This window comes from Variovorax sp. Soil_C_26 (assembly GCF_057657075.1).
In genome coordinates this window covers 1-26,552 of record NZ_JBDGJC010000006.1, presented here as the reverse complement: position 1 = coordinate 26,552, position 26,552 = coordinate 1, and the positions used below count along the sequence as shown (strand labels likewise).

The 26,552-nt window shown below is 68.0% G+C and carries 28 protein-coding genes and 1 pseudogene; 5 read left to right on the top strand and 24 right to left on the bottom strand.

Translation table 11 applies throughout. From position 1 onward, the window contains the following. Positions 1-24 precede the first annotated feature (24 nt). Positions 25-483, bottom strand: coding sequence for a CopD family protein (locus tag AC3A6G_RS17865; protein ID WP_487874222.1), 459 nt, complete (start codon positions 481-483; stop codon positions 25-27). 96 nt (positions 484-579) lie between these two features. Here AC3A6G_RS17865 and AC3A6G_RS17860 point away from each other — a divergent pair, with 96 nt between their 5' ends. Then, a complete protein-coding gene (locus AC3A6G_RS17860; protein ID WP_487860671.1) occupies positions 580-1,407 on the top strand; it encodes an isocitrate lyase/PEP mutase family protein in 828 nt (275 codons plus the stop codon). A gap of 10 nt (positions 1,408-1,417) precedes the next feature. Then, entirely contained in the window at positions 1,418-2,008 is a 591-nt protein-coding gene (locus tag AC3A6G_RS17855; protein WP_487874221.1) for a uracil-DNA glycosylase family protein, read from the top strand. Here AC3A6G_RS17855 and AC3A6G_RS17850 read toward each other — a convergent pair. After that, complete coding sequence (locus tag AC3A6G_RS17850; protein WP_487874220.1) at positions 2,005-3,690, bottom strand: hypothetical protein; 1,686 nt, start codon at positions 3,688-3,690, stop codon at positions 2,005-2,007. The genes AC3A6G_RS17855 and AC3A6G_RS17850 overlap by 4 nt on opposite strands. Before the next feature lie 21 nt (positions 3,691-3,711). Further along, positions 3,712-3,903, bottom strand: coding sequence for a YjiS-like domain-containing protein (locus tag AC3A6G_RS17845; protein ID WP_487860668.1), 192 nt, complete (start codon positions 3,901-3,903; stop codon positions 3,712-3,714). A 114-nt stretch (positions 3,904-4,017) separates the two neighbouring features. On the opposite strand from AC3A6G_RS17845, the gene AC3A6G_RS17840 reads away from it, so the two are divergent. Beyond that, a complete protein-coding gene (locus AC3A6G_RS17840; RefSeq protein ID WP_487864434.1) occupies positions 4,018-4,908 on the top strand; it encodes a LysR family transcriptional regulator in 891 nt (296 codons plus the stop codon). 12 nt (positions 4,909-4,920) lie between these two features. Here AC3A6G_RS17840 and AC3A6G_RS17835 read toward each other — a convergent pair whose 3' ends face one another. The 19 genes from AC3A6G_RS17835 to AC3A6G_RS17745 all read right to left on the bottom strand — a co-directional run bounded on the left by AC3A6G_RS17835 (position 4,921) and on the right by AC3A6G_RS17745 (position 24,194). Continuing rightward, positions 4,921-5,568, bottom strand: coding sequence for an ANTAR domain-containing response regulator (locus AC3A6G_RS17835; protein ID WP_487860666.1), 648 nt, complete (start codon positions 5,566-5,568; stop codon positions 4,921-4,923). A 2-nt stretch (positions 5,569-5,570) separates the two neighbouring features. Further along, positions 5,571-6,740 carry a transporter substrate-binding domain-containing protein gene (locus AC3A6G_RS17830; protein ID WP_487874219.1) on the bottom strand — a complete coding sequence of 390 codons (1,170 nt, stop codon included), beginning with the start codon at positions 6,738-6,740 and terminating at the stop codon, positions 5,571-5,573. Positions 6,741-6,806: 66 nt separating this feature from the next. Further along, complete coding sequence (locus tag AC3A6G_RS17825) at positions 6,807-8,444, bottom strand: nitric oxide reductase activation protein NorD (RefSeq protein WP_487874218.1); 1,638 nt, start codon at positions 8,442-8,444, stop codon at positions 6,807-6,809. After that, positions 8,441-9,259: an AAA family ATPase gene (locus tag AC3A6G_RS17820; protein WP_487874217.1), complete on the bottom strand. Its 819-nt coding sequence runs from the start codon at positions 9,257-9,259 to the stop codon at positions 8,441-8,443. The genes AC3A6G_RS17825 and AC3A6G_RS17820 overlap by 4 nt, the downstream gene beginning before the upstream one ends. After that, a complete protein-coding gene (locus AC3A6G_RS17815) occupies positions 9,256-10,266 on the bottom strand; it encodes an alpha/beta fold hydrolase (protein WP_487874216.1) in 1,011 nt (336 codons plus the stop codon). The genes AC3A6G_RS17820 and AC3A6G_RS17815 overlap by 4 nt, the downstream gene beginning before the upstream one ends. Before the next feature lie 27 nt (positions 10,267-10,293). Then, entirely contained in the window at positions 10,294-11,607 is a 1,314-nt protein-coding gene (locus AC3A6G_RS17810; RefSeq protein ID WP_487874215.1) for a purine-cytosine permease family protein, read from the bottom strand. A 51-nt stretch (positions 11,608-11,658) separates the two neighbouring features. Beyond that, positions 11,659-12,696 (bottom strand): aliphatic amidase, encoded by a 1,038-nt coding sequence (locus tag AC3A6G_RS17805; RefSeq protein WP_487860660.1) that lies wholly within the window; start codon positions 12,694-12,696, stop codon positions 11,659-11,661. A 43-nt stretch (positions 12,697-12,739) separates the two neighbouring features. Next, positions 12,740-13,429 carry an urea ABC transporter ATP-binding subunit UrtE gene (gene urtE / locus AC3A6G_RS17800; RefSeq protein ID WP_487860659.1) on the bottom strand — a complete coding sequence of 230 codons (690 nt, stop codon included), beginning with the start codon at positions 13,427-13,429 and terminating at the stop codon, positions 12,740-12,742. A gap of 17 nt (positions 13,430-13,446) precedes the next feature. Next, complete coding sequence (urtD, locus tag AC3A6G_RS17795) at positions 13,447-14,229, bottom strand: urea ABC transporter ATP-binding protein UrtD (protein ID WP_487864678.1); 783 nt, start codon at positions 14,227-14,229, stop codon at positions 13,447-13,449. 14 nt (positions 14,230-14,243) lie between these two features. Next, entirely contained in the window at positions 14,244-15,299 is a 1,056-nt protein-coding gene (gene urtC, locus AC3A6G_RS17790; protein ID WP_487874214.1) for an urea ABC transporter permease subunit UrtC, read from the bottom strand. Positions 15,300-15,302: 3 nt separating this feature from the next. Beyond that, entirely contained in the window at positions 15,303-16,205 is a 903-nt protein-coding gene (urtB, locus tag AC3A6G_RS17785; protein WP_487860657.1) for an urea ABC transporter permease subunit UrtB, read from the bottom strand. Between the two features lie 5 nt (positions 16,206-16,210). After that, a complete protein-coding gene (urtA, locus tag AC3A6G_RS17780; protein WP_487874213.1) occupies positions 16,211-17,404 on the bottom strand; it encodes an urea ABC transporter substrate-binding protein in 1,194 nt (397 codons plus the stop codon). A gap of 403 nt (positions 17,405-17,807) precedes the next feature. Further along, complete coding sequence (locus AC3A6G_RS17775; RefSeq protein ID WP_487860655.1) at positions 17,808-18,305, bottom strand: hypothetical protein; 498 nt, start codon at positions 18,303-18,305, stop codon at positions 17,808-17,810. Between the two features lie 71 nt (positions 18,306-18,376). Next, positions 18,377-19,309 (bottom strand): glutaminase, encoded by a 933-nt coding sequence (locus AC3A6G_RS17770; protein ID WP_487874212.1) that lies wholly within the window; start codon positions 19,307-19,309, stop codon positions 18,377-18,379. Then, positions 19,306-20,217: a DMT family transporter gene (locus tag AC3A6G_RS17765; protein WP_487874211.1), complete on the bottom strand. Its 912-nt coding sequence runs from the start codon at positions 20,215-20,217 to the stop codon at positions 19,306-19,308. Before AC3A6G_RS17765 ends, AC3A6G_RS17770 begins: the two co-directional genes overlap by 4 nt. 37 nt (positions 20,218-20,254) lie before the next feature. Continuing rightward, positions 20,255-20,764 (bottom strand): flavin reductase family protein, encoded by a 510-nt coding sequence (locus AC3A6G_RS17760; protein ID WP_487860652.1) that lies wholly within the window; start codon positions 20,762-20,764, stop codon positions 20,255-20,257. A 147-nt stretch (positions 20,765-20,911) separates the two neighbouring features. After that, complete coding sequence (locus AC3A6G_RS17755) at positions 20,912-22,060, bottom strand: PDDEXK nuclease domain-containing protein (RefSeq protein WP_487864424.1); 1,149 nt, start codon at positions 22,058-22,060, stop codon at positions 20,912-20,914. 80 nt (positions 22,061-22,140) lie between these two features. Then, positions 22,141-23,370 carry a nucleoside recognition domain-containing protein gene (locus tag AC3A6G_RS17750; protein ID WP_487874210.1) on the bottom strand — a complete coding sequence of 410 codons (1,230 nt, stop codon included), beginning with the start codon at positions 23,368-23,370 and terminating at the stop codon, positions 22,141-22,143. Between the two features lie 14 nt (positions 23,371-23,384). Next, the gene (locus AC3A6G_RS17745) at positions 23,385-24,194 is read right to left on the bottom strand and encodes a metallophosphoesterase (protein ID WP_487874209.1); all 810 of its coding nucleotides are present in this window, start codon (positions 24,192-24,194) and stop codon (positions 23,385-23,387) included. A 126-nt stretch (positions 24,195-24,320) separates the two neighbouring features. Here AC3A6G_RS17745 and AC3A6G_RS17740 point away from each other — a divergent pair, with 126 nt between their 5' ends. Next, the gene (locus tag AC3A6G_RS17740) at positions 24,321-24,497 is read left to right on the top strand and encodes a hypothetical protein (protein WP_487860648.1); all 177 of its coding nucleotides are present in this window, start codon (positions 24,321-24,323) and stop codon (positions 24,495-24,497) included. Between the two features lie 10 nt (positions 24,498-24,507). On the opposite strand, the gene AC3A6G_RS17735 is transcribed toward AC3A6G_RS17740, so the two are convergent. Then, positions 24,508-25,494: a LysR family transcriptional regulator gene (locus tag AC3A6G_RS17735; protein WP_487860647.1), complete on the bottom strand. Its 987-nt coding sequence runs from the start codon at positions 25,492-25,494 to the stop codon at positions 24,508-24,510. A gap of 106 nt (positions 25,495-25,600) precedes the next feature. Between AC3A6G_RS17735 and AC3A6G_RS17730 the strand changes: the two genes are divergently transcribed. Then, positions 25,601-26,140, top strand: a complete 540-nt coding sequence (locus tag AC3A6G_RS17730) for a hypothetical protein (RefSeq protein ID WP_487864421.1) — start codon at positions 25,601-25,603, stop codon at positions 26,138-26,140. A 133-nt stretch (positions 26,141-26,273) separates the two neighbouring features. Here AC3A6G_RS17730 and AC3A6G_RS17725 read toward each other — a convergent pair. Then, positions 26,274-26,552: pseudogene (locus AC3A6G_RS17725) on the bottom strand (IS5/IS1182 family transposase); the annotation flags it as partial.

Here is a 26,552-nt window from a genome sequence, read left to right as displayed (position 1 = left end):
GCGAACGCTGAGCACCGAGCGCGCTCAGCCCGCGCGGCCGATGATCGCGACCGCGAACACCGCCACGCCGAGCGCGAGGTTCAGGCTCACGAGCATGCGCACCGAGCCGAGCCGCGCGGCGGCCTCGGGCCACGCGCTCTGCGCGACCGCGCGGCGCAGCGCCGGGAACACCGCGGCGCGGATGTAGACGTAGACGCCGGCCATGACGAGCGCGATGCCCATCATCGCCTGGACACGCCAATGCACGCCGCGGAAGCCGCCCGTCAGCATGATCATCGCGAAGCCGCTCGCGAACAGCAGCGTGACGGCGGCGTCGACGCCGACGAAGAAGCGCCGAAGCGCCGCAGCCATCGTGGGCAGGCGCAGCGGCGGCTCGAGCGTGGCGGCCACGGCGGGGCGCACGGCAAAGTGCAGGGTGGCCATGCCGCCGACCCAGAAGGCGGCCGCGAGCACGTGGATGAGAAGCAGGATGACGTAGGGCATGGGTGCCGATCAGAACACCGAAAGGTGCCCGCACGCAATGTTTCGCGCCTTGGGTTAAAACGCCGTCCTCCCCTTCTCAGAAAGCCGAGAGACGACATGACCCGTACCGTCACCCAGAAACGCGCCGATTTCCGCGCGCTCCACGAACAAGGCTGTTTCATCCTTCCGAACCCCTGGGACGCGGGCAGCGCGCGCTACCTGCAGGGGCTGGGCTTCAAGGCGCTGGCCACCACCAGCTCGGGGCATGCGTGGTCGCAAGGCCTGGCCGACGGTGCCGAGACGCGCGACGTTGTGCTCGCCCACCTGCGCGAGATCGTGGCGGCCACCGACCTGCCGGTCAACGCCGACTTCGAGAACGGGTTCGGGCGCGACGCCGACGGCGTGGCCGAGAGCGTGCGGCTCGCGGTCGAGACCGGCGTGGCGGGCCTCTCGATCGAGGATTCGACCGGCGATGCCGCCGACCCGCTGTTCGCGATCGACGTCGCCGTGGCGCGCCTGCGTGCTGCGCGCCAGGCCATCGATGCGGCCGGCGGAGACACGCTGCTCGTGGGTCGTGCAGAGAACTTCATCGTCGGGCGGCCCGACCTCGACGACACCATCGCGCGCCTGAAGGCCTACGACGCGGCCGGCGCCGACTGCCTCTATGCGCCGGCGATCCGCACGCGCGAGCAGATCGCGGCGGTGGTCGCCGCGGTTTCGCCCAAGCCGATCAACCTGCTGATCGGCTGGTCGAGCGAGCTCACGCTGCAGGACGCGGCTGCGCTCGGCGTGCGCCGCATCAGCGTGGGCGGTGCGCTGGCCCGCGCGGCCTGGGGCGGCTTCGACCGCGCGGCGCGCGCCATGGCCGGCGAAGGGCGCTTCGACTTCGAAGGCGCCGCTTCCGGTGCCGAGCTCAACAAGTTTTTTGGGCCGTCCGCCGCATAGGCCTGCGCGCATGGCCGGTCGCCGCATCGAGGTGCTGCTCGCGGAGATCCGCGCCTGCAGCGCCTGCGAGGCCCACCTGCCGCTCGGCCCGCGGCCGGTGCTGCAGGCGAGCGCAGGCGCGCGGCTGTTGATCGTCGGCCAGGCACCGAGCGCGACGGTGCATGCCACCGGCGTACCGTGGGACGACCGAAGCGGCGAGCAGCTTCGCCGCTGGCTCGGCATCGACCGCGACATGTTCTACGACGCATCGCGCGTCGCGATCATGCCGATGGGCTACTGCTACCCGGGCCGCGGCGCAAGCGGCGACCTGCCGCCGCGCCGCGAATGCGCCGCACTCTGGCACGAGCGGCTGCTTGCGCAGATGCCGCAGATCGCGCTGACGCTGCTCGTCGGCCAGTATGCGCAGCGCCACTTTCTCGGCGCTGCACGCAAGGCCGGGCTCACCGAGACCGTGCAGGCTTTCGAGGACTACGCGCCGCGCTTCATGCCGCTGCCGCATCCGTCGCCACGCAACACCGGATGGTTCAAGCACCACCAGTGGTTCGAGCGCGACGTGCTGCCGGTGCTGCGCGAGCGCGTGAGTGCGGCTCTCGCTGCCTAGGTCGAACTGCGCGCCGCGGGCCGACGCGGCGGCCGGGCCTCGAGCACGAGTTCGGCTGGCAGCGTGTCGTTCCACGATTCGGTGAAGTAGGCACGGTCGCTCGGCACGAGCCGTGGCAACGCCTCGCGCAAATGCGCCAGCGAGCGTTCGGCCGCCTCCAGATCGCCCGCATGCGCCGCATACCAGGCATGTTCGAACAACAGGCTGCCATGCTGCAGGCCCGGGTAGCGCCGGCGACCGGTCTGGTGGTCGGCGAGCCGGGCCGCGGCCACGTCGGCCCAGCGCGCAGGCCAGTGCGTGGGGCTGTCGAAGGCATCGGCGAGCGGTCCGGCCAGCGCCGAGACCGCGGCCGGATCGAGCGGCACCTGGGCGCGGAACTGCGCGAGCGAGGGCTGCCGCCCGGCGCTGCAGTGGCCGCGCGCGATGCGCATCAGGTAGATCGCATTCCAGGCCGAGCGGCCCTGGCCGTCGGTGTGGCCGCAGAGCCATTCGCTGAACGCGATCCACTGCACTGCGCGGCGCGTGGTGTCGGCGTGGCCGTCGTGCGCGAGCGCCGGCAGGTCGGAGAGTCCCACGCGGTCGAACAGCCAGGCCGCCATGCCCATGTTCGCGGCCACGTGCTGGGCCGCATCGAAGGAGTGAGATTCGAAGGCGGCCGCCAGCGCCTCGCCGAAGCGCCGCAGCGATTCCTCGGCGAGCGCCGCGGCGGCCTGCGCATCGCCAGCCGCCAGCCCAAGGGCGCGCGAGCGGCACACCAGCGCCCAGAGATTGCACCATTCGAAGCGCACGTCGGGATGGTGGCGCAGCACCAGCGCCCGCGCGGTGTCGCCCGCCATGCCGCCGAGCAGCGACTCGGCGAGCGGCAGGTCGCGTGCCGTGTAGGCGCACCAGGCCGAGACGATGCATTCCATCGCGCCAAGATAGTCGTTGCCCGCCACATGGTGGGCGAGGCGCTGTTTCTTCAGTGCCTGCAGCCGGCGTCGCGCCTGCTCGTTGTCGCCGAGGCGGCGCCACAGCATCGCCTCGTTGAGCGTGACGAGCGCGCGCTGGAAATCGGTGGCGGCCAGGCCGCCGGCCAGGCGGATCGATTCGAGCGCGCTCGCCGGCTGCGGGCCCGCCGCACCGCCGGCACCGTCGCCTGCCACGGGCGCCATGAGCCGGCCCTGGCGCGCGGCCTGCTGCGCGGCGACCAGCTGTTTCCAGAAGGCGGCGTCCTGCAGGTGCACCGCGTCGGGCGGTGCCGAGCCGGTCTCGGCCGCCGGGCGCCGCCGCGTGCGCAGGCCCAGGAACGAAGCCACCTCGGCGGCCGTGGCGGCACGGCCGCCGACCTGCAGGCGCACCCGCGCGGCCTCGCCGGCGGGCAGCCAGAACGGGCCCTGACTGCGCCGCTCGGCGTTGAGGAAGCGCGGCTCGCGCTGCGTGTCCTCGCCCCAGCCGACGTCGAGCTGCCAGGCCTTGAAATCGCGGAACGCACGGCTCACGACCATGCGCAGCGTGCTCGCGTCGGACACCTCGCCGCGCAGGTCGGCCAGGCGCACCAGCCCGCCCTCGGTATCGTGCGCATGCTTCATGCGCGCGACGAGCCAGAGCGACTGGAACGCCGCACGCCGGCCGTCGACGGTCTGCGGCGAGGTGAGCTCAATGGAAAGCGGAGGAAGGGAGGCTGCGGTGGAGGGGGGCACGCCCCGGATTGAACCTCAAATTCAGCGGTAGCGATCCATCAGGGCCGGCAATTCGCTGCGCCCGATGCCCAGGTCGCGCAGCTCGTGGTCGCTCATCGACCGCAGATGGCGCTGCGCATCGCGCGCACGGCGGCCGTTCACCACGCGGCGGCGCCAGCCGCCGAGGGCATGGATCAGGCGTTGATGAAAGGACGATGGCTTGGGCGCGGTCACGATGGGATCCTTGGTTGGAGCGCCGATCTTCTGGTGTCGCGTGCTATTGTGGAAGTTGAAAATGCTGACGGCACCGATCAGGGTTGCTGATATGACGACCCAACCGCTCCACCCATGCGACACCTCAACCTCGACCAGTTGCGCACGCTCATTGCCATCGCCGATCTCGGCAGCTTCTCGGCCGCCGCCAAGGCGCTGCACCTTGCGCAGCCGACCGTGAGCCTGCACATCAGCGAACTCGAGTCGCGCCTCGGCGCGTCGCTGGTGGTGCGCGGCAACCGCCGCATCGCGCCTACGGCGGCCGGCGCGGCGCTGGTCGAGCGCGGCCGCAAGCTGCTGCGCGACACCGACGATGCCATCGAGGCCGTCAAGCGGCAGGCCGAAGGCCGCGTGGGGCGCGTGCGGCTCGGCACGTCCACCGGCGTGCTCGTCGACCTGCTGCCGCAGGTGCTCGAAGCCTTGGGCGCAGAGCATTCGGGCATCGACGTGGAGGTGAGCATCCGCGGCTCCTTCGAGGCCATGGCGCGGCTGGCCGCGGGCACGCTGGACATCGGCCTGGTCGCGGTGCCGCAGCCGCCGATGAGCGGCATCGTCGTGACGCCCTGGTGCGAGCAGCCGATGATGGCCTTCGTGCCGCAGCGCTGGAAGGCGCCCCGGCGCGTGACGCCGGCCTGGCTCGCGGCGCAGCCGCTGATCTTCAACGAGGCGACCACGCACATGTACCGCCTCACGATGGAGTGGTTCGCCGCGGCCGGCTTCGCGCCGCGCGCGCGCATCGAGCTCAATTACGACGCCGCCATCCGCAGCCTGGTGTCGGCCGGCTATGGTGCCGCGCTGCTGCCGTTGCAGAAGAGCACCGACCTCCCGGGCAACGGGCGCGTGCAGATCCTTCCGGTGAGCCCGAAGCTCACGCGCCGCGTGGGCATTGCGCACCGCCAGCCGGCGATGCTCGACGGGGCCACCCGCAGCGTGCTGGAGGTGCTCACGTCGTTTCGCCAGGCCTGAGCCTGCCTTTCTTCAGCCGCCCGGCTTGCCGCGCGCGCCGAGCGAAAGGATCTCGTTGGCGTTGACGATGGCTGCGGCAATGTCTTCCATGGTGCTGCGCTTGCTCATGGCCTGTTCGCGGATAAGGTCGTGCGCCTGGCCCTCGGTCACGTCGTGCGTCTTCATGAGGATGGCCTTGGCTTCGGCGAGTTGACGCACGCCGAGCAGTTTGGCCTCGGTCTTGCGCAGGCGCCGCGTGAGCGAGCGGCTTTCCTTGTGCGCCTCGCGCGCGACCACCAGCGCCGACAGCAGGCCGAACGAGCGCACCGGCGAGGGCAGCACGGCCTTGGCGCGGATCTCGAGCACAGCCTCGACGATGGTCGGGTTCTCGTAGGTCACGACGGCGATCACCGCCGGGGCGTCGTCGCTCTGGGTCCATTCGAAGCGCAGGTTGATGAGGTCGGGCTGCACCGCCATGAAGGCCACGTCGATGCCCTCGGGCAGGTGCTGCATCGGTGGCCAGAAGGCCTGCACCTGGCAACCTATGCGCTGCAGTTGCTGGGTGAGCTGCCGCCCGTCGGCGTCGTCGGGGTGGATGACCGCGATCTTCAGCAGCCGCAGCTCCTTGAGCTGCGTCGGCGTCACCCGCAGGGTGTGTCGCTTGGGTGCCGTTGCGTCCACGCTCAGGCCTCTCGGGATGCAGGTTCCAGCGAATCCAGCCGTGCCGTCCAGTCGCCCAGTGAATGGGTGACGAGGTAGGGGTCGGGGTAGACCGCGCGCGTCGCGCGCCGGACGATGGTGAACTGCCCGTTCGCATCGACCCGGCCGATGCGCGGATAGAGACAGGTGTGGTGGTTGGCCGGATCGACCTTGACGCGGCCCTGTGGCGCGTCGAACTCGCTGCCCAGGATGTGCGGCAGGATCCGCGCGATGTCGTCCGTGCCCGCCTGCGCGAACGCATTGGCGAAGATGTGCATCTGGAAGTACGACGCTTCCCAGCACAGGTTGGGCACGCAGCCGTCACCGAAGCGCCCGCGCAACCGCGCCAGGCAGCGCTGGTTGGCTGGCGAATCGATCGACTGGAAGTAGGGCGCCGCCGTGAAGTGCCCCGTGGCCACGCCCTGGCCCATCTGCGAGATCTCGGCCTCGGAGGTCGTGAGGCTCGAGATGGGCATCGTCTTCGGATCGAAGCCCGCCTCGGCGTAGGCCCGATAGAGGCTCGCCGTGGAGTCGCCCACCACGGTCGAGAAGATGAAGTCCGGCCGCTTGTCGCGGATGTCGGCCATGATCGCCCGGTAGTCCTTCTCGGTAGCGTCCAATGCCACGTAGCGCTCGCCGAGCTTCTCGCCGCCGGGGCGCTGCATGACGAGTTCGCCCATGATGCGGTTCGACTCGTACGGATAGATGTAGTCGGAACCGACCAGGTACACGCGCGAGCCGAAGTTGGTCGTCATGAACTCGGCCAGCTGCACGCTGTTCTGGTTCGGCGCGGCGCCCGTGTAGATGACGTTGCCCGAATACTCGAAGCCCTCGTACAGCGTGGGATAGAACAGCAGCTTGTTCCACTTCTCGATCACCGGGATCACGGCCTTGCGGCTGCTCGACATGTAGCAGCCGAAGATCACGTTCACGCGGTCGTGCACGATCAGCTGCTCGGCCAGCTGCGCGTAGCGCCCGGGGTTCGACTGCGGGTCGTAGCGCACCCCGACGAGCTCGCGGCCGTCGACACCGCCGGCCGCGTTGATTTCCTCTATGGCGAGCAGCGCGCCCTGCAGCTGCGAAAGGCCGATGGTCGAGGTGACGCCGGTCTCCGAATAAAGAATGCCGACGCGCAGAGGGTCCCTGTCAGCCACTGGGGTGTCTCCTGGATGTGTGGACCCTCATTGTGTGCTCCTCCGTGTGCTTCTTCATTCGGTCCCTCAATGGGCGGCGGCCAGCCGCGTGCTCATGCGGGCCAGCCGCGCGGGCAGGCTGCGCGCATCGTCGGCGATGCAATAGTTGCGCCAGCCGAAGATGCGCCGCACATACGCATCGGCCGCACCATCCACCGCGATGCACGCGCTGCGCACGCCGGCATCGCGCGCCTCGACCACGGCCTGGCGGGCGTCTTCGATGAGGTACTTCGGGTCGTGCACGTCGATGTCCGACGGCGCACCGTCGGTCACCAGCAGGATGGCACGCGGCCCCGCGGGCTCGGCCTGCAGGTGCGTTGCTGCATGGCGCAGCGCGGCGCCCATGCGCGTGGAGTAGCGCCCGCGCACCGCGCCGATCATGGCGCGCGACGGCGCGGCGAGCGGCTGGCCGAATTCGAGCAGGCGGTAGTAATACACCTCGGCGCGCGTGTTCGACGAGAAGCCATGGATGGCCAGTCGGTCGATGCCGCGCGTGTTCGAGGCGGCGAGCAGCAGTGCGGCCTGCTTCTCCAGGTCGAGCAGCGAAGCCGTCCCATCGCCATGGCCCGGATCGTTGGCCGATGCCGAGAGGTCGAGCAGCACCAGCACGCTCGACGGCCGTGGCGCCTTGCCGGGCCGCATGAAAAGCCGCGCGTCGGGCCGCAGGCGCAGGCGGCGGTCGATCAGCACCTCGATGGCCGCATTGAGGTCGATGTCGTCGCCTTCCCACTGCCGGCGCAGGCGGTGCGTGCGGTCGAGGTGGCGCGCGCGGGGCAGCGTGAGCGGCACCATGCGCTCATGGCCTGCCGTCGCCGGCGCGCCCGCCGCGCCCAATCCCTGCCACGCGGGCAGCTTCTCGATCACCGTGCACCAGTCGGGGCGCAGGCGCTCCTGCACACGGTCCCATTCGGGGTAGGTGTAGCGGCCGAGTTCCATGTCGGCAATGCCTTCGGGTGGCGCTTCGTTGCCGTCGTTCGGTGCTTCGGAAGATGGCGGAGGCGGCCGCGCGCCGGTCTGCTGCAGCGCGACGGCTTCGTCCGGCGGTGTCTCGGCATCGCCGAAATCCCACAGGTAGCTGTTGTCGTCGCGCCAGAGCGCGGGCACGGCGTAGTCCTGCGGCTCGAAGCGCACGCGCATCTGGCCGAGGTCGTTGGCGAGGACCGAAGCGACGGCGCGGAAGGCGTCGTAGTCCTCCAGCCCCGCGCGCGCGACGGTCTCGTCGAACAGGCGTCGCGCCTTGTTCACCCAGTGGTTGTCGTCCTGTGCGTCGGCGCGCAGCAGCACGCGGTCCATGCGTGCGACCAGCGCGGCAAAGCGCAGGTCCAGCGGATCGGGTGCGGGCGGTAGCGCGGCGGTGAACCAGCCATGCAGGCCGGGAAAATCGCGGCACAGCAAGCGCTCGACGCGCGCGTCCTCGAGCGCCGAGACGATGGCGATGCCCAAGGGCTTGAGCGTGCGCGCCGGCCGCGCGGGCGTGGAGTAACGCAGGTGCGCGACCGCATGCGCGACCATAGCGCGGTGCAGGCGCACGGTGTCGTCGCCCTCCGGCAAGAGCAGCCGGCGGCCCGTGAGCACGGCGCGTGCGGTGGCCAGCGGCTGCATGTCGACATCGATGCCGGCCAGCCCGCGCGCCAGCAGCGAGAGCGCGCCGTGCCCGTCGTTCATCCGAACTGCGCCTCGACAAAGCCCTGCAGCGCGCTCGCCATGTCGGGGTCGTCGGTGAGGGCGCGCGTCATCGTCATGTCGCAGCTGTCGCGCGGTGACACGCCGTCGCGGATCAGCACGCCCGCGTAGATCAGCATGCGCGTCGATACGCCCTCGTCTAGCCCGCGGTGCTTGAGCTCGCGTGAGCAGTGCGCAATGGCGACCAGCTTCGCGGCAAGCCCGGGCTCGACCCCGGCCTCGTGCGCGACGATCTCGGCCTCGAGCGCGCCATCGGGGTAGTCGAACTCCAGCGCGGCGAAGCGCTGGCGCGTCGATGGCTTCATGTCCTTTGCGCTGCTCTGATAGCCGGGGTTGTACGACACCACGAGCTGGAAGTCGGGGTGCGCATGCACCAGCTCACCTTTCTTGTCGAGCGGCAGGATGCGGCGCGCGTCGGTCAGCGGGTGGATCACCACCGTGGTGTCCTGCCGCGCCTCGACCACCTCGTCGAGGTAGCAGATGCCGCCGTGGCGCACCGCGAGCGTCAGCGGTCCGTCGTGCCAGGCCGTTCCGTTGGCGTCGAGCAGGTAGCGCCCCACCAGGTCCGAGGCCGTCATGTCCTCGTTGCAGGCGAGCGTGACCAGCGGACGGCCGAGCGACCACGCCATGTGCTCCACGAAGCGCGTCTTGCCGCAGCCGGTCGGCCCCTTGAGGATCAGCGGCATGCGGTGGCGGTAGGCGTGCCGGTACAGCGCCACCTCGTTGCCCGCGGGCCGGTAGAACGGCTCGGTCTCGATGCGGTGGGCGGCGAGCGGGTCATGGATGGGGGCGTTCATGGCGTGGCGAGCAGTTCCTTGAGGGCGCTGTCGATGAAGCGGGTGTCGGCCGGGCTGCTGCCGCCGCCCGCGAAGTGGCCCCACACGCCCGGGATCGGGCGGCACTCGGCGTTCGGCATGTGCGACACCTCCCACGCGTTGTCGGCCACGGGAAAGTACAGGTCGCGCTCCGCCGGCATCACGATCGCGCGCGCCTGGATGGCACCCAGCGCCTTCTCGAAGTCGCCCTTGAACACCGGGTTGTCGCTGATGTCGCCGTGCTGCCACGACCACAGCATCGCCAGCAGGTTGTTCGCGTCCTTCTTCAGGAAGAAGCCTTCCCAGTAGCCCACCAGGAAGTCTTCGAGCGAGCTGAAGCCCAGCTCGCGCCACAGCTGCTGCATGTAGAAGGGCTGCGACAGGCCCCAGCCCGCGTACACGCGGCCCACCGCGCGCAGCCCGCGCGTCGGCGGCGTGGTGTACCAGCCGCCGTTCCATGCGGCGTCGGCCGTGAGCGCGGCCTTCACGCCTTCGAGGAACACGATGTTGTGCGGCGCCGTCTTCGCCGAGCCGCAGAAGGGCGCGATGCGCTTCACCATGTCGGGGTACAGGCAGCCCCACTGGTTGGTCTGCTGCGCGCCCATCGACCAGCCCACCACGAGTGCGACCTGCTCGATGCCGAACTGCTCCGTCACCAGCCGGTGTTGCAGCGTGACGTTGTCGTAGAGCGTGACGTCCGGAAAGCGCGACAGGTTGTACGGCTCGGGCGTGTTGCTGGGCGACGAAGAGAGGCCGTTGCCCAGCATGTTCGGCACGATGATGAAGTACTTCTCGGGGTCCAGCGCCATGCCCGGTCCGATCAGCCACTCGTTGTCGTGGTGCTGGCCCGAGTACCAGGTCGGGTAGACGATCACGTTGCCCTTGTCGGCGTCGAGCTTGCCGTAGGTCTTGTAGGCGAGCTTGGCATCGCGCAGCGTCGCGCCGCGCTGCAGGGGCACGTCGCCGAGCTCGAAGATTTCGTGGTCCATGGTCGATGTCGCTTTCGAAAGAGGTGTTCAGTTCTTGATGGAAGGCGCGGCCGCCGCCACTGGCGTGGCGCTGCCGACGTGGAGCACGAAGTAGCACACGCCTGCCGCGATGAAGGCCGCTACCGCGGTCGACAATTGCGGCGCCATCGTCTCGGTGGCGTACGCCACCAGCGAGCCCACGCCCCAGGCGATGAAGGCGCGCGGGCGCCAGTCGGCACCGATGGCGGCGCCCGGCCGCACGAAGTACAGGTCGGCTATCAGGATGGCGCCGATGGGCGGCACCAGGATGCCCAGCAGCGACAGCCACGGAATGAAGAGCGCCCACACGTTGGCTGCGGCGATCGCGATGCCCACCGCGGCGAGCACCACGGCGAACACGCGCATGCGGCCGTTGCCGATGCGCGACCAGCCGACGGCCGAGTTGTAGAGGCAGTGCGCGCACACCGAGCCCAGGTTGCACAGCAGGAACACGAAGGCCACCACGGCAAGCCATGGCGCGTTCTGCGCGAGCAGGTAGCCGAACATGTTGTCCAGGCCGAAGGGCTGCGGTTGCGGCAGCGCCAGTGCGGCCGTCATGATGCCGCCGACCAGCATCGCGACCAGGTTGGCCACGGGAAAGGCGCAGGCCGTGGCGATCAGCGAGCTCTTGCGGTCGGCGGCCCAGCGGTTGAAATCCGCCGTGACCGTGCCCGCGTCGATGAACAGCGCCACCACGATGGTCAGCCCGATGCCGAAGGACATCGGCAGCGCGGGCTGCGTGCCGGCGTACGAGAGCACCTTGTCCCACCCCGCCGCGCCGGCCGAATGCAACGCGACCCAGCCGCCCAGCACCACGAACATCGGCACCGACACCATGCCGATCCAGTGCAGGCCGCGAATGCCGACGAAGGTGATGCCCAGGTACAGCACGCCGGCCGCGATGGTCATCGTCAGGTAGTCGATCTTGAAGGCCGTGTGCATCAGGTTGCCCGTGATGCCGGTCTGCACCGCGTACCAGCCCAGCAGCAACGTCGACAGCAGGCCCGAGGCGAACACGTAGCCCTTCTTGCCGAAGCTGGCGCTGGCCAGCAGCGCGAAGTTGTGGCCGCGCGCCGTGCCCAGCACGCCGAGCGACCCGACGTACGCGAACATCAACAGGTTGCCAACGATCATCGCGAGCAGTGCGGACTGGAAGCCCATGCCTGCCACCAGGATGGAGCCCGTCATGGCGCCCGTGATGATCATCGGGAACCCGAGCCACACCATCGAGACCGAGAAGGTGCTGCGCCGCTTGGAGAGCGGAACCGGGTCGTGCTCGTACTCGTCGCCGAGCACCTCGTCGTCGACATGCGTCTGACTCATGGCATACCTCTTTTTCTTGCGTTGAAGGGAATGGCGGGGCGCCGCAGTGGCTCAGCGGTGCTTCGCGGGCTCGTTCGGAATGCCCTCGATCGGGCACTCGGGCGTGCCGACCGTGCTGCGCGTGAACGACTCCACCCGCTCGCGCGTGCCCTCGGGGTCGTTGATCCACTGCGTGTAGAAGTTGTAGGGGCAGGCGGCCACACCCTTGTCGCCATCGCCCGAGTTGATGGTCCCGGTGTAGCCGCGGTGCACGAGCTTGAACAGGTGGTTCTGCGACTGGCCGTTCTTGCGCGCATCGCGGATCAGGCCCATCGACAGCTCGGCGTAGTTGATGCCCATTTCCTCTTCGCCGCATTCGCCGAGCGTGCGGCCGTCGAAGCCGATCAGCGCCGAGTGGCCGAAGTACGAGTACACGCCGTCGAAGCCCGCCGCGTTGGCCACGGCCACGTAGGTGTTGTTCATGAAGGCCATGGCCTTCGAGACCATGATCTGCTGCTCCTTCGCGGGGTACATGTAGCCCTGGCAGCGGATGATGAGCTCGGCGCCGCGCATCGCGCAGTCGCGCCAGATCTCGGGGTAGTTGCCGTCGTCGCAGATGATGAGGCTCATCTTCATGCCCTTCGGGCCGTCGCTCACATAGGTGCAGTCGCCCGGATACCAGCCCTCGATCGGAACCCACGGCATGATCTTGCGGTACTTCTGGACGATCTCGCCCTGGTTGTTCATGAGGATCAGCGTGTTGTAGGGCGCCTTGTTCGGATGCTCCTCATGGCGCTCGCCGGTCAGCGAGAACACGCCCCACACGTTGGCGCGGCGGCAGGCGTCCGCGAAGATGGCGGTTTCTTCGCCGGGGATGGCCGACGCGGTGTCGTACATCTCCTTGGCGTCGTACATGATCCCGTGGGTCGAGTACTCCGGGAAGATCACTAGGTCCATGCCCGGCAGCCCTTTCTTCATGCCGACCAGCATCTCGCCGATCTTGCGTGCGTTGGCCAGCACCTCGGCCTTGGTATGCAGGCGAGGCATCTTGTAGTTGACGACCGCGACGCCGACGCAATCGTTGCTGCTCGAAATATCACCATGTCTCATGACGTTGCTCCTGGAGGGTGGTTGAAGGGAAAAAGAGAAGGGCTCACACGGTCAGGAACGACCTGACCTTGTCCTGGTCGAGCGTGGCCCGCGCTTCGTCATGCACGATGCGGCCCCGGTCGATGACGAGAAAGCGGTCCGCCAGCGCGAGCGCGAAGCTCAGCACCTGCTCCGAAACCACGACGGCAAAACCGCGCTCGGCGCGCAGCACGTTGAGCGTCTGCGCGATCTCCTTGATGATCGAAGGCTGGATGCCCTCGGTGGGCTCGTCGAGGATCAGCACTTTCGGCTCCGAGATCAGCGCGCGCGCGATCGCCAGCATCTGCTGCTGGCCGCCCGAGAGGTTGCCGGCCTTGCGCTGCTTCATGTCCCTGAGCACCGGGAAGAAGGTGTAGAGGTAGTCGGGCACCGTGCGGTGGCCCGACTTGGCCGCTCCGGCCAGGATGTTCTGCTCCACCGTGAGGAACGGAAACACCATGCGCCCCTGCGGCACGAAAGCCAGGCCTTGCGCCACGCGCTGGTAGCTCGGCAGCGCCGTGAGTTCGCTTCCCTCGAGCAGGATGCGGCCGCTGCGCGCGGGCAGCAGGCCGATCAGCGACTTCAACAGCGTGGTCTTGCCCATGCCGTTGCGGCCCATGATCGCCACCGCCTCGCGGGGTGCGACGCGCAACGAGACGTCGCGGATGACGTGCGATTCGCCGTAGGCGACATTGAGTTCGGAGACTTCGAGCATCAGCATTTCTCCTTCGTTCAGTGGCCGAGGTACACGTCGATCACGCGCGGGTCGGCCTGCACTTCGGCGGCTGTACCTTCGCTCAGCAACTTGCCCTGGTGCAGCACCGTGACGCGGTGTGCGATGCGCTTGACGAAGTCCATGTCGTGCTCGATGACGACCACCGACTTGCCCGCCGAGACGCGGCGCAGCAGGTCGCCCGTCTGCTCGCGCTCGCGCGGGCTCATGCCCGCCACGGGCTCATCGAGCAGCAGCAGCTCGGGCTCCTGCATCAGCAGCATGCCGATCTCTAGCCACTGCTTCTGCCCGTGGCTGAGCTGCCCGGCGCGGTGGTCGAGGCGATCGGACAGGAAGACTTCCTCGGCCATCGCATCGATGCGTTCGCGCAGGGCGCGCGTGCGACGGAAGGTCAGCGACTGCAGCAGGCCGTGCATGCGCGGCAGCGAGATTTCGAAGTTCTCGAGCACCGACAGGTCTTCGTAGACCGAGGGAGTCTGGAACTTGCGGCCCACGCCGGCGCGCACGATCTCGTACTCGTTGAGGCGACCGAGGTCCTGGCCGTTGAACAGCACGCGGCCTGCGCTGGGTTTGGTCTTGCCACACACCATGTCGAGCAGCGTGGTCTTGCCGGCGCCGTTCGGGCCGATGATCACGCGCAGCTCGTTGCGCTCGACCGAGAGGCTCAGGCCGTCCACGGCCTTGAAGCCGTCGAAGGACACGGTCAGGTCCTCGATGCGCAGGATCTGCTCGTTCGAGGGCGGCACGGCCGAGGCGGCCTGCGGCAGCCCGCCGTTGGACATCGTCATCGTTGCGTTCATGGGGGAACCTCCACCACGGCACGTCGGCGCACGAGCTTGTCGCCCAGGCCCGCGAGCCCGTTCGGCATTGCCCACACCACCAGGATGAACACCGCGCCCAGCACGTACAGCCAGCCCTCGGGAAAGGTCTCCGACAAGTACGACTTGAGAAAGCCGATCAACAGCGCACCGACCACCGCGCCCGGAATCGACAGCCGGCCGCCGACCGCCGCGTAGATCACCATCTCGACCGAGGCCACGACGCCGATCACGCTCGGCGCGATGAGTCCGACCTGCAGGCTGTAGAACGCGCCGCCGATCGCCGACAGCGCGGCGGCCACCGCGAACACGAAGGCCTTCATGTGCGCCGTGTTGTAGCCACTGAAGCGCACGCGGTCTTCCTTGTCGCGGATGGCGATCAGCAGCTTGCCGAAACGGCTGCGCACGATGGCGAGCGACACCGCCATCACCAGCGCGATGGCCGCCACCTCGACGAAGTACATCGTGCGCTTGGCTTCGTCGCCCACGATGTCCCATCCCAGCAGCGTGCGGAAGTCGGTAATGCCGTTGGCACCACCGGTGTCGCCCTGCTGGCCGACCACCACCACCGTTAGGGTGAGCGCCAGCGAGAGCGTGACGATCGCGAAGTACACGCCGCTCACGCGCCGCTTGAAGATCGCGTACGAGAACACATACGCCAGCACCGCAGGAACGACGAGGATCCCCACGACCGTCCAGCCCAGCGAATGGAACGGCTGCCACCATGCGGGCAGCTGCTCGACGCTGCTCCACACCATGAAGTCCGGCAGCTCGGGTGCGGACGCCTCGAGCTTGAGGAACATCGCCATCATGTAGCCGCCCAGGCCGAAGAACATGCCCTGGCCCAGGCTCAGCACCCCGCCGTAGCCCCAGGTGAGCACCACACCCACCGCGACGAACGCGAAGGCCAGGTACTTGCTCACGAGGTTGAGGCGGAAGGGGTCGAGCGTGAGCGGCAGCACCACGGCGAGCAGCACCAGCACGGCCAGCATGGCGCCGATGTCGCGCTGGCGTTCAGCAGAAAGTCCGTGCATGCCTCAGCTCCTCGACCGCGTGGCGAACAGGCCGTGGGGCCGGAAGTACAGCACCGCGATCACCAGCAGCAGGATCGTGGCCTTTGCCATCGAGCCGCTCATGAGGTACTCGAGCCAGGTCTGCGACTGCGCGATGGCAAAGCCCGAGAGCGCGGTGCCGATGAGGCTCTGCACGCCACCGAACACCACCACGATGAACGAGTCGACGATGTACAGCTGGCCCGTGCCCGGGTTGGTCGAGCCGATCATCGTGAACACCGCGCCCGCGATGCCCGCCAGGCCCGAGCCCAGCGCGAAGGTCATCGCGTCGACGCGGTGCGTGTCGATGCCCACCGCGCCGGCGATGGCGCGGTTCTGGGTGACGGCGCGCACCTTCAGCCCCCACGGCGTGCGGTACAGCAGCAGGTACACGCCGACCGCGACCAGTGCCGTGAGCCCGACGATGAAGATGCGATTCAGCGGCAGCTGGATGCCCGCGGTGGGCTCCCAGGCACCGGCGAGCCACGAGGCCAGCGGCACGCTCACTTCCTGCGCGCCGAAGATCGAGCGGTAAGTCTGCTGCAGCATGAGGCTCAGGCCCCATGTGGCGAGCAGGGTGTCCAGCGGCCGGTCGTAGAAGAAGCGGATGAAACCCCGCTCCAGCGCATAGCCGAACGCGAAGGTCACGGTGAACGCGAACGGAATCGCAGCGAACAGGTACAGGTCCATGAAGCCTGGCGCGAAGTGCGCAAAGAAGCGCGCGGCCAGGTAGGTCATGTAGGCGCCCAGCGCCATCAGCTCGCCGTGCGCCATGTTGATGACGCCCATCAGGCCGAACACGATGGCCAGCCCGAGCGCCATCAAGAGCAGGATGGTGAACAGGCTCACGCCGTTGAACACCTGCATCACCGCGATGTCGAAGTTCATCGCGTTCAGACCTTCGGGAAGGGGTTGGGCTCGACCAGCTGCGGCGATTCCCACACGATGTCGAACTGCCCGTCGGGCCGCGCACGGCCCACGCGCACCTTCTTCCAGACGTGGTGGTTGGTGGCGTGCACGCGCACGGTGCCTTCGGGTGCCTCGATCTCCACGCCCGCGGCGGCGGCCGTGACCTTGTCGACGTCGAAGGACCTGGCCTTCTCCACCGCCAGCTTCCACAGGTACACGCTGTTGTAGGCCACCTCCATCGGGTCGCCGATCACGCGCTCCTGACCGTACTTGGCCTTGAAGGCCTTCACGAACTTCTCGTTGGCCGGCGATTTGATGCTCTGGAAGTAGCCCATGCAGGCGTAGTAGCCCGCGGCGTTGTCCTTGCCGATGCCGTCGATCTCGTTCTCGGACACCACGGTCGAGAGCAGCACCTGCTTGGCGCCGTCCAGGCCCGCCGCGCGCAGCTGCTTGTAGAAGGCCACGTTCGACCCGCCCACCACCGTGCTGTAGATGCAGTCGGGCTTGGCGGCCTTGATCTTGTTGATGATCGACGAGAACTCGGTGTGGCCCAGCGGTGCGTATTCTTCGCCAAGCACCTTGCCGCCGGCCTTCGCGATGGCGGGCTTGGCGATCTTGTTGCAGGTGCGCGGATAGATGTAGTCGGAGCCGACGAGGAAGAAGTTCTTGCCTTTCTCGCGCGCCATCCACTCCACGGCTGCGATCACTGACTGCGTGGCTTCCTGCGAGGGATAGAACACGCGCTTGTCCTGCTCCTGGCCTTCGTAGTAGGTCGGATAGAACAGCAGGCCCTTGGCCTGGTTGAGCACCGGCAGCAGTGCCTTGCGCGAAGCCGAGGTGTAGCAGCCGATGATCGCCGCGACCTTGTCGCGCTCGAGCAGCTTGCGGGCCTTCTCGGCAAACACCGAGTTCTCGCTCGCGCCGTCTTCGACCACCGCCTCGATCTTCTTGCCGAGCACGCCGCCGGCGGCATTGATCTCCTCGATCGCCAGCTTCTCGGCATCGACCAGCGAGGCTTCGGCGATGGCGATCGTGCCCGAGAGCGAATGCAGCAGGCCGAGCTTCACGCTGGCGCCGTCCTGCGCGCGGGCCAGGCCGCCCACGCCGCCGGCGGCACCCAGCACGATCATCGAGCCCCCGGTCTTCACGACCTGGCGGCGGTTGAAAGCGTTCGTCATGTCAAATTCCTTTGCTTTGGTTTTGTGCGAGTCATCAGGAACATCCGACCTTCGGAACTGCGATTTGGGTGTCTCCTCCCGCCGCGCGGCCCCTGCAAACGAGCGCTGTGCTGCCAGTGCTTTTTCTTCGGGCAAAGCTGCGCCACCGGATGCCGCGCATCCGTTTTGAAAAGGCGTTGTTGCGACCGAAAAAACAAAAAGCCCGAACCGGTGGTGAAACCGATTCGGGCTTTATTGCCCGACACCTCGCTGGCAGCACTGGCAGCGGGCGTCGAATGACTGGTAACGATTGCTCGTTGGGGCGAATTCTTCCTCGATTCACCCTCGCGTGAACATACGCTGTTTCGCTAATTGGCGAATGTGCGAAACGTGTGTTATTCGCGCGCAGCGCCTGTGGGGCTTGCTAACCCCGCGGACGCGCGTAGCCCGATTCGATCCACGCGGCAGCGCTCGACGTGGTGAGCCGGAACGCGGGCGACACGCTCACGCTCGCCAGTTCCGTGTCGTCCGCAGCGTCGTGCGCCGCGAGCGTGGCCGAGGGGTTGTCCTCGTCGGGCACGATCGCGAGCGACACGCGCACGCGCCGGTCGTCGCGCGTGGTCACGGTCACGTGCTTGTTGAGCGTGGCATGCAGCTGCTGCTCGTGTCGGCGGATGACCTCGGCGGCGGTCTTCACGAGCGTGGAGAACGCCGGGCCGTCGAGCGGCTTGGGGTTCTTCTTGTCGCGGCCCATGGTCCATGGGCCGACGAGCGCGGGCTCGGGGTCGCCATGGCGCGTCATCTCGACGGCCCAGCCGTCGTCGTCCTCGTTCTTGATCACGCGGGCGGTCCAGAGGCCGTCGCGCCAGAGGCGGGGTTCGTGCAGGGGCGGGGTGTCGTCGGTGTCGGTGGGTTCGGTCATTCGGGGCATGCGTGATCTTGCGCGGGCATTGTCGCCTGACGCCATGAGCGCCGGGGCGCGCCGCGCCGGCCTCAGAACACCGACAGCCCGGTGCGCGCAACGAACAGTTCGAGCGCCTTCATGCCGAGCAGCGAGTTGCCCGACGCGTCGAGCGCGGGCGACCAGACGCAGAGCGTGAGCCGGTCGGGCACCACGGCCACGATGCCGCCGCCGACGCCGCTCTTGCAGGGCAGGCCGATCGAGAAGGCGACGTCGCCGGCGGCATCGTAGGTGCCGCAGGTCAGCATCAGCGCGTTGATGCGCCGTGTCTGCCGCTCGCCCGTGACATCGGCGCGGCCGTCGATCGGATGCGCGCCGTCGCGGCACAGGAAGGCCGCGGCGCGCGCGAGCTGGCGACAGCTCATGCGCAGCGCGCACTGGTGGAAATAGGTGTCGAGCACCGCACCCACGTCGTTGTCGATCTTGCCGAAGCTCTTCATGAAGTTGGCGAGCGCGACATTGCGGAACCCGGTGGCGGCCTCCGACTGCGCCACTTCGCTATCGAAGGCAATCGGCTCGTCGCAGAGGCTCGCCATCAGCGCGAGGATGTCGGCCTTGGCGCTGCCGCCCGCCTGCAGCGCCTGGCTCACGAGCCGGTCGGCCACCGCGATCGCGCCCGCATTGATGAACGGGTTGCGCGGCTTGCCGTGCTCGTTCTCGAGCTGCACCAGCGAGTTGAAAGGGTTGCCCGAGGGCTCGCGTCCGATGCGCTCCCACAGCGCATCGCCCACGCGCTGCATGGCGAGCGTGAGCGTGAAGAGCTTCGAGATGCTCTGGATCGAGAACGGCGTCTCGAAGTCGCCGGCGCCGGCTTCCTCGCCCTCGCAGGTGCGCAGCGCGATGCCGAGCTGGCGCGGATCGACCGAGGCGAGCGCAGGGATGTAGCTTGCGACCGTGCCGCCCTGGCCGAGCTGCGGCCGCAGGGTGTCGACGATCTCGTCGAGGACGTGCTGGAAATGGCTCACCGGTGCACCTTCGGCACTGCGGGCCGCCGATTCACGAGCACGATGCCGACCGCCACGCCCACGAGCGCCACGATCAGCTGTGCCGTGAGCGGCTCCTTCAGCAGCGCGACGCCGAACACCAGCGCGAACAGCGGCGTGAGGAAGGTGAACGACGACATGTGCGTGGCCGGGTAGTGCCGCAGCAGCCACATCCACGCGAGATAGCTCGCGAATGCGCCGACCACGGTCTGCAGCGCGATCGAGGTCCAGGCCCAGGCGGAGTACGAGAAACCCCACGACTCGCCGAGCACGAGCGACAGCAGCGGGCACACCGCGGCGGTGACTGCCACTTGATAGAACAGCGTCTTCTCGGCGCTCGCCGTGGCGAGGCGCGTGGTGCGCAGCGTGAGCGTCGTCAGGCCCCAGAGCATGCCGGCCCCGAGCGCCATGGCGTCGCCGACGAGCTGCGTCGAACTCATGTGGCCGAAGCCTTCGCTGAAGGCCAGCACCACGCCCGCGAACGCGATCAAAAGGCCCAGCCACTGGAAGCCGCGCAGCCGCTCCGACGGCACCCAGCGCGGCAGCAGCAGCGACACCCAGAACGGCGCGGTGTAGAGAAACACCGTGAGCCGCGACGCGCTGGTGTTCTGCAGCCCCAGGTAGATGCCCGCGAACTCGCCCGCGAACAGCAGCCCCGCGAGCAGGCCGGCTCCGAGCGTGCCGTCGCGCTCGAACAGCGGCACGCGCCGCCACACGCACCACAGCCACAGCAGCAGCACCGCACCTGCCATGCGGATCGAGGCCTGCCAGAGCGGCGGCACTTCGGTGACGGTGGTCTTGATGAGGATCTGCTGCAGCCCCCAGAAGGCACAGCAGGCGACGAGCAGACCGATGGCCAAAGAGTCGAGGTGGGTCTTGCGCTGGATCATGGGTCTTGTTTTTCTTGTGCGCCGCAGAAGGCGCCGGTCAGAGCGGATGTTCGGTGTAGAAGCGCCCGCCGTGAAAGAGCAGCGGCGATGCCGTGTCGTCGTGCGTGCAGCGCTCCACCTCGCCCACGAAGATCACATGATCGCCTTCGTCGTAGCGGCTGCGGTTGAAGCATTCGAAGCTCGCCGCCGCGCCCGCGAGCACCGGCGCGCCGCCGAGTCCTTCGGTGAAGGCCACGTCGACCCAGCGGTCGATGTTCTTGGTGGCGAAGCGCTCGGCCAGCGCTTTCTGGTCGGCCGCCAGGATGTTGACCGCATAGTGCGAGCCCGCGCTGAGCGCCGGCATCGAGGCCGCGGCACGCGAGAGGCTCCAAAGCACCAGCGGCGGCGCGAGCGAGACCGAGTTGAACGAATTGGCAGTAAGGCCGACCAGCGTGCCCTCGGCCGATCGCGCGGTGACGATGGTCACGCCGGTGGCGAACATGCCGAGCGCCGCGCGGAATTCAGCGGGCGAGAAGGTCGGGGGCTGGGCCCGGCGGGAGGTGGTCACGGAAGAAGCGGCGCGTTGGAAGGCAGGGAAGGGCTATTCTGGCTCAGCTGCCGGCAGTGCCGCTGGCGGGGCCGTCATTCCCTCGGTCACGTACGGGGTGTAGATCGACAGCCTGCGGAGCAGATCGAACATGGCCCTCCCTCGTGTTCACGCGCTCCTCAGCTCCTCTACCGCCTTGTGCAGAAACGCGGCGATCTCTTCCTTTTCTGGCAACTGCACCTGGTATCGCGACACAAACAACTGATTGCTCATGCCCGCCAATGCGTATTCCACGAGTTCAACGTTCTTTCGTGTGCACAGAAGAATGCCGATCGGTGGCTGGTCGCCATCGCTCATTTCATGCTGCTTGTAGTACCCCACGTAACTGTTGAGCTGTCCCAGATGCTCATGGCGGAACGCGTCGTTCTTGAGTTCGATAAGCACATGACATTTGAGGACGCGGTGATAGAAGACCAGGTCCACGAAGAAGTGCTCGCCTCCGATCAGGAGGCGCTTTTGCCGCGCCTCGAAGCAGAAGCCGTGGCCCAGTTCCAGAAGGAACCCCTGAAGCTTTTCGAGCAGCGCGTCCTCGAGTTGGCCTTCGGTCACCACTTCCTGGGGTTTGAGGCCCAGAAACTCGAACACGTAGGGATCGCGAATGACCTGCTGCGGCGCGTTCTGCTCCGCACCCTCATGGGTGCGTTTCGAAAGTGCGGCTTTGTCGATGGACAGTCCGCTGCGTTGCCAATACTGGCTCGCGATCTGGCGCTTGAGTTCGCGCACGGACCAGTTCCCGCGCAGTGCTTCGGCTTCGTAGAAGGCTCGCTGCGGTGCGTCGTCGAGCTCGACCAACTGCTCGAAGTGACTGTAGGAAAGCCGAGTGACGAGCAGTTCGGGGTCGGTTGAGGAAACGGTGGTGGGCGATGGTGCGGACGCCGTCCGCACTTTTCCTTCCGGGGCCGTGGGCGGATGCAGGGCCGCAGATTGTGCGGACACCGCCCGCACAATCTGCGGATAGGCCCTGTAGAAGGCCAGGTAGCCATACAGCTGGCGTTTGCCGCTGTTGCTGACGCCTTGAGCGCGCAAGGCTTCCGACAGTTCGACCAGCAGCTTGTCCCCATAGCGGGCGCGATCGGCGCCTTGCAATTCGTAGTGGTGGATGTGGGAGCCGATCAGCCAGTTGCGCCAAGTGAGGCTGATGTTGACGGCGCGGGTCGCCCGGACAGCGCACTCTTCGTGCACCTGGCGAATGCTGGTCACCAGCGCGGCAAATCCTGTGTCCGGCGGCTTTGTTGCAGGGCTGCGCTCAGAGGGCATGCGCAGGAGCTTACCTCGACCAGCGCCCTGCAAGCGGCATCGTCGCGAACGGATGAGAAGTCAGGCTTGCGCGCTCGGTTTCAGCCGAAGAACCAGTAGCAGACCGCGACGGCCGCGGCCACGCCGGCCGCTTCGGCCAGGAGGGCGCAGGCCACCGCATGCCTGGCGCGCTGGATGCCCACGGCGCCGAAGTACACCGCGAGCACGTAGAAGGTGGTCTCGGTGCTGCCCTGGATGGTGGCGGCCACGAGCGCGGGAAAGCTATCGACACCCTGGCTCTGCATGGTCTCGATCAGCATCGCGCGCGCCGCGCTGCCCGAGAAGGGCTTGACCAGGGCGGTCGGCATCGCATCGACGAAGCGCGTGTCCCAGCCGCCCATCTCCACCAGCCAGCGCAGCCCCGCCAGCGCGGCGTCGAGCGCGCCCGATGCGCGCAGCACCCCCACGGCGCACAGCATGGCGACGAGGTAGGGCAGCAGGTTCTTCGCGATGTCGAAGCCTTCCTTCGCGCCTTCGACGAAGCACTCGTAGACCTTGATGCGGCGCACCGCGCCGGCCACGAGAAAAGCGACGATCACGCCGAACAGCGCCAGGTTGCCCGTCAGCGACGACAGCGCGGCGATCGCTGCCGCCGAGAGGCTGCCGAGCAGCGCCATGAAGCCGCCGAGCAGCAGCGCGGCCGGTACCAGGTAGGCCAGCACCACCGGGTCCCAGAGCCGCAGCCGCTGCACGGCCGCCACCGCGAGCAGGCCGGCGAGCGTCGATGCGCTGGTGGCGAGCAGGATCGGCAGGAACACCAGCGTCGGATCGGCGGCGCCCTGCTGCGCGCGGTACATGAAGATCGTCACCGGCAGCAGCGTGAGCGACGAGGCGTTGAGCACGAGGAACAGGATCTGCGCGTTGGTGGCGGTGACCGGGTCGGGATTGAGCCGCTGCAGTTCGCGCATGGCCTTCAGGCCGATCGGCGTGGCCGCGTTGTCGAGCCCGAGCGCGTTGGCCGCGAAGTTCATCGTGATGAGCCCCAGCGCCGGATGGCCCGCGGGCACGTCCGGCATGAGCCGCCGGAACAGCGGCCCGAGCAGCCGCGCAAGCCAGCCGACCAGCCCCGCCGCTTCCGCGATGCGCAGGAAGCCGAGCCACAGCGTGAGCGTGCCGAACAGCAGCACCATCACCTCGACCGCGAGCCGCGCCATCGCGAACAGGCTTTCGACGATGGCCGCGAAGACGCCCGGATCGCCGCCGACGAGCCAGCGGCCGAGGGCGGCGAGCGCCGCCACGAGGAAGAAACCCAGCCACAAGCCGTTGAGCACGCGCGATTCTTTCGTCAGGAAATATCGATCAGCAGATGCGGCCGGAAGCCTTCCTGTTCGCCCTTGCCCTTGTAGCCGAGCGGATTGGCCACCACGCGGCAGCCGTTCTTCACATAGTCGAACGGACAGTGCAGGTGGCCGTGCAGCCACAGCTGCGCGTGGGCGAGCAGCGGGTCGAGCGCATTGCAGAAGCCGGCTGTGCCCGGCCTGAGGCCGTAGCGCGGATCGGCGCTCGCGAGGCTTGGCGCGAAATGCGTGATGGCCACGGTGGTGCCGTCGAACGGTTCGGCCAGCGCCTGTTCGAGCCAGGCCTGGCATGCGAGCGCCTGCTCGCGCAGCGCGGCCGACATGAACGGCTGCCCGTGGCGGACCGTGGCCGCCTTCTCGAGGTAGAAGTCGGCCGCGCGCATCGCCTTGCCGCGTTTCTTGAGCGCGTCGGCCAGGCCGTCGACCGCCGGGTCGACGAGCGCGTCGAAGTCGGCCCACAGCGTGGTGCCGACGAAGCGGATGCCCTCGATCACCGCGGTCTCGCGCTCGAGCCAGCGGATGTCGAGCGCGTCGCAGAGCGCACGAAGCCGGGCATGGGTTTCGTCGAAATCGGTGTTGTCGTATTCGTGGTTGCCCGGCACGTAGACCACCGGCACGGGCCAGCCGTGGCGCGGCGAGAAGCGGCCCAGGCCGAAGTCGGTGTCGACGAGGCGCGAGCCCTGCTGATAGGAGCCGATGTCGCCCGCCAGCACCAGCATGTCGGCCCCGGGTGCGGGCTCGGCAGCGAAGTTCGGATGGGATTCCAGGTGCAGGTCGGAGAGCAGTTGCAGCTTCATCGTCGGGCCAGTCTAGAGGAATCAGCCCATGCACAAAGCGCATGAGGGAGGGGGTTTAAATACTAGGGATAACCCTTATCCTTGAAGCACCAACTACTTCGCGCAGCCAAAAGCAGCGCACTCGCCATGTCCAACCTTCTTGCCCAAGTGGCCCAATTCTTTCGTTCCGCCCCGGCCGATGCCCTGCCGCGCAGCCATGCCGCCACGCTGATGGAAAGCGCAGACGTGCGCGCCGGCATGAATGCGCACCAGGCGCAGGAACTGCGCATCGCCGCCAGCGCCTGGCTCAGCGTCGTTCGCTGAGCGCCTGCGTTCAGCCCTGGCCGCCCGCCTGCCGGCCCAGCGCCGGATCGGCGAACGCTGATGCGGCCGAGCGCATCAATGCGGTGCGCAGCCATTCGTGCGCGTGCCCGTGCTGGGCGCGCCGATGCCAGATCGCGTCGACATGCACCATCGGCTGGTCGAACGGCAGCTCGCGCAGCACCAGCTGGTCCTCGATGCCGGTCACGGTCACGAAGTGGCGTGGCAGCACCGTCAGCAGATCCGAGTTGGCCACCACCCGGCCGGCCGTGAAGAACTGGTTCACCGTTACCACGATGTGCCGCTCGCGCCCCAGCGCGCCGAGCGTCTGGTCGATGAAGCCGTAGGGCCGGCCCGAAAAGCTCACCAGCAGGTGCCGTGCGGCGCAGTAGCCGTCGAGCGTGAGCGGCGTGTCGGCCAGCGGGTGCCCGCGCCGCATCACGCAGACGTACTGGCCCAGGTAGAGCCGCTGGGTCTCGAACGCCACCCCTGCGCCCGACTGGCCCCGGGCGGCGAGGCTGGCGATCACGGCCGGGAAGTAGCCCACCGCCATGTCGACTTCTTCCTGCTCGAGCATGCGGCGCGGATCGCGTGTGGTCAGCGGCAGCACGCGCAGCGAGATGGCGGGCGCTTCCCTCTCGACGATCTGCACCAGGCCTGGAATGAGCTCGGCCGCGGTCGCGTCGGCCATGGCCAGAACGAAGGTGCTGTCGGCCGAGGCCGCGTCGAATTCGCCCGGCGCCAGCGTGTGCTGCAGCTGCCGCAGCGCGTCGCGCACCGTGGGCCAGAGCGCCAGCGCGCGCGGCGTGGGCTCGACGCCGGCGCCCGCGCGCGTCACGAGTTCGTCGCCCAGGGCGTCGCGCAACCGGCGCAGGGCATTGCTCACGGCCGGCTGGGTGATCGACAGATTGCGCGCGGCGCGCGTCAGGTTGCGCTCCGCCATCACTTCGTCGAAGACGCGCAGCAGGTTGAGGTCGAGGGTACGGAAATTGACGTCCATCAGTGTTGTGAATGATAAACATCAGAAAGATAAAGTAGCCAAACACTAGGGCAAACCCTAATATCACCCCATCGACACCGTAATTCATCCCTAGGAGGGATTCATCATGACCAGCTTCGTCCACGTTGACCAACCCACTTCCCATCCCGGCGTCGATCGCGCCGAGGTTCTGTTTGCCCGCCTGAAGGCTGCCCGCGCGGGCGCCAACGGTTCGCGTCCCCTGATCGTCCTCCTGATCGTCGCAGCGCTTGCCGCCGCGGCGGTGGTGGCCGACAACCTCGTCACCCATTGGGACGAAGGCGCGCTGCTCGCCGGCTGGGCCGTGCTCTGCGGCGCCGTGTTCGCCGGCATCGCGCTGTTCGCCGGTTCGCTGCGCGACACGGTGGCAGGCACCTGGAACGCTGCGGCCCACCGCCGCGCCGCGGCCCGTGCCGATGCCCGTTTCCTCGAAACCGCCAAGAACGACCCGCGCATCATGCAGGAGCTGCAGGCCGCCACGTGGCGTCACGAGTCGGAAGGCAAGGTTCCGGCCGCTGCCGCCGCCAAGGTCGATGCGCTGGCCCGCATGGCCGAAAGCGCCCGCGAAGCCCGCATGCCGACGATCTACGACGCCATGCGCCGCATGAACAGCTCGCGCTACTACTGATCGACCGGCCGCGAGGCCCCAATGAAAAAGCCGCCCGGCGACAGTCTGTGTAAATAGTCTGCCGCCCGCTTAGATCGAGATGCCCCGCGAGAGCGGGGCATTTTTCATTAGGCGAGCGATTCCCCCAAGGGCCTCAGCCCCCCAGCGCCTGGAGCATCCAGGGCGCTCCCTTCATGTTGAACACCCGCTTGAGGTTGTAGGCCATCACAGCCAGACTGAACTCCGCACGCGCTCCGCTCGTGTGTCTCATCAGCAACCGGGCATTGCCCAGGATCAGGTACTTGATGCTGGCGAAGGGGTGCTCCACGGTCTTGCGCCTGAGCGCCATCATCCATGGCTGCGCGGCCATCCGGCTCGCGTTGGCTTGCAGCGCCTCTTCGTACAGGTGGCGTGTCACGAAGCGTTGCCTGGC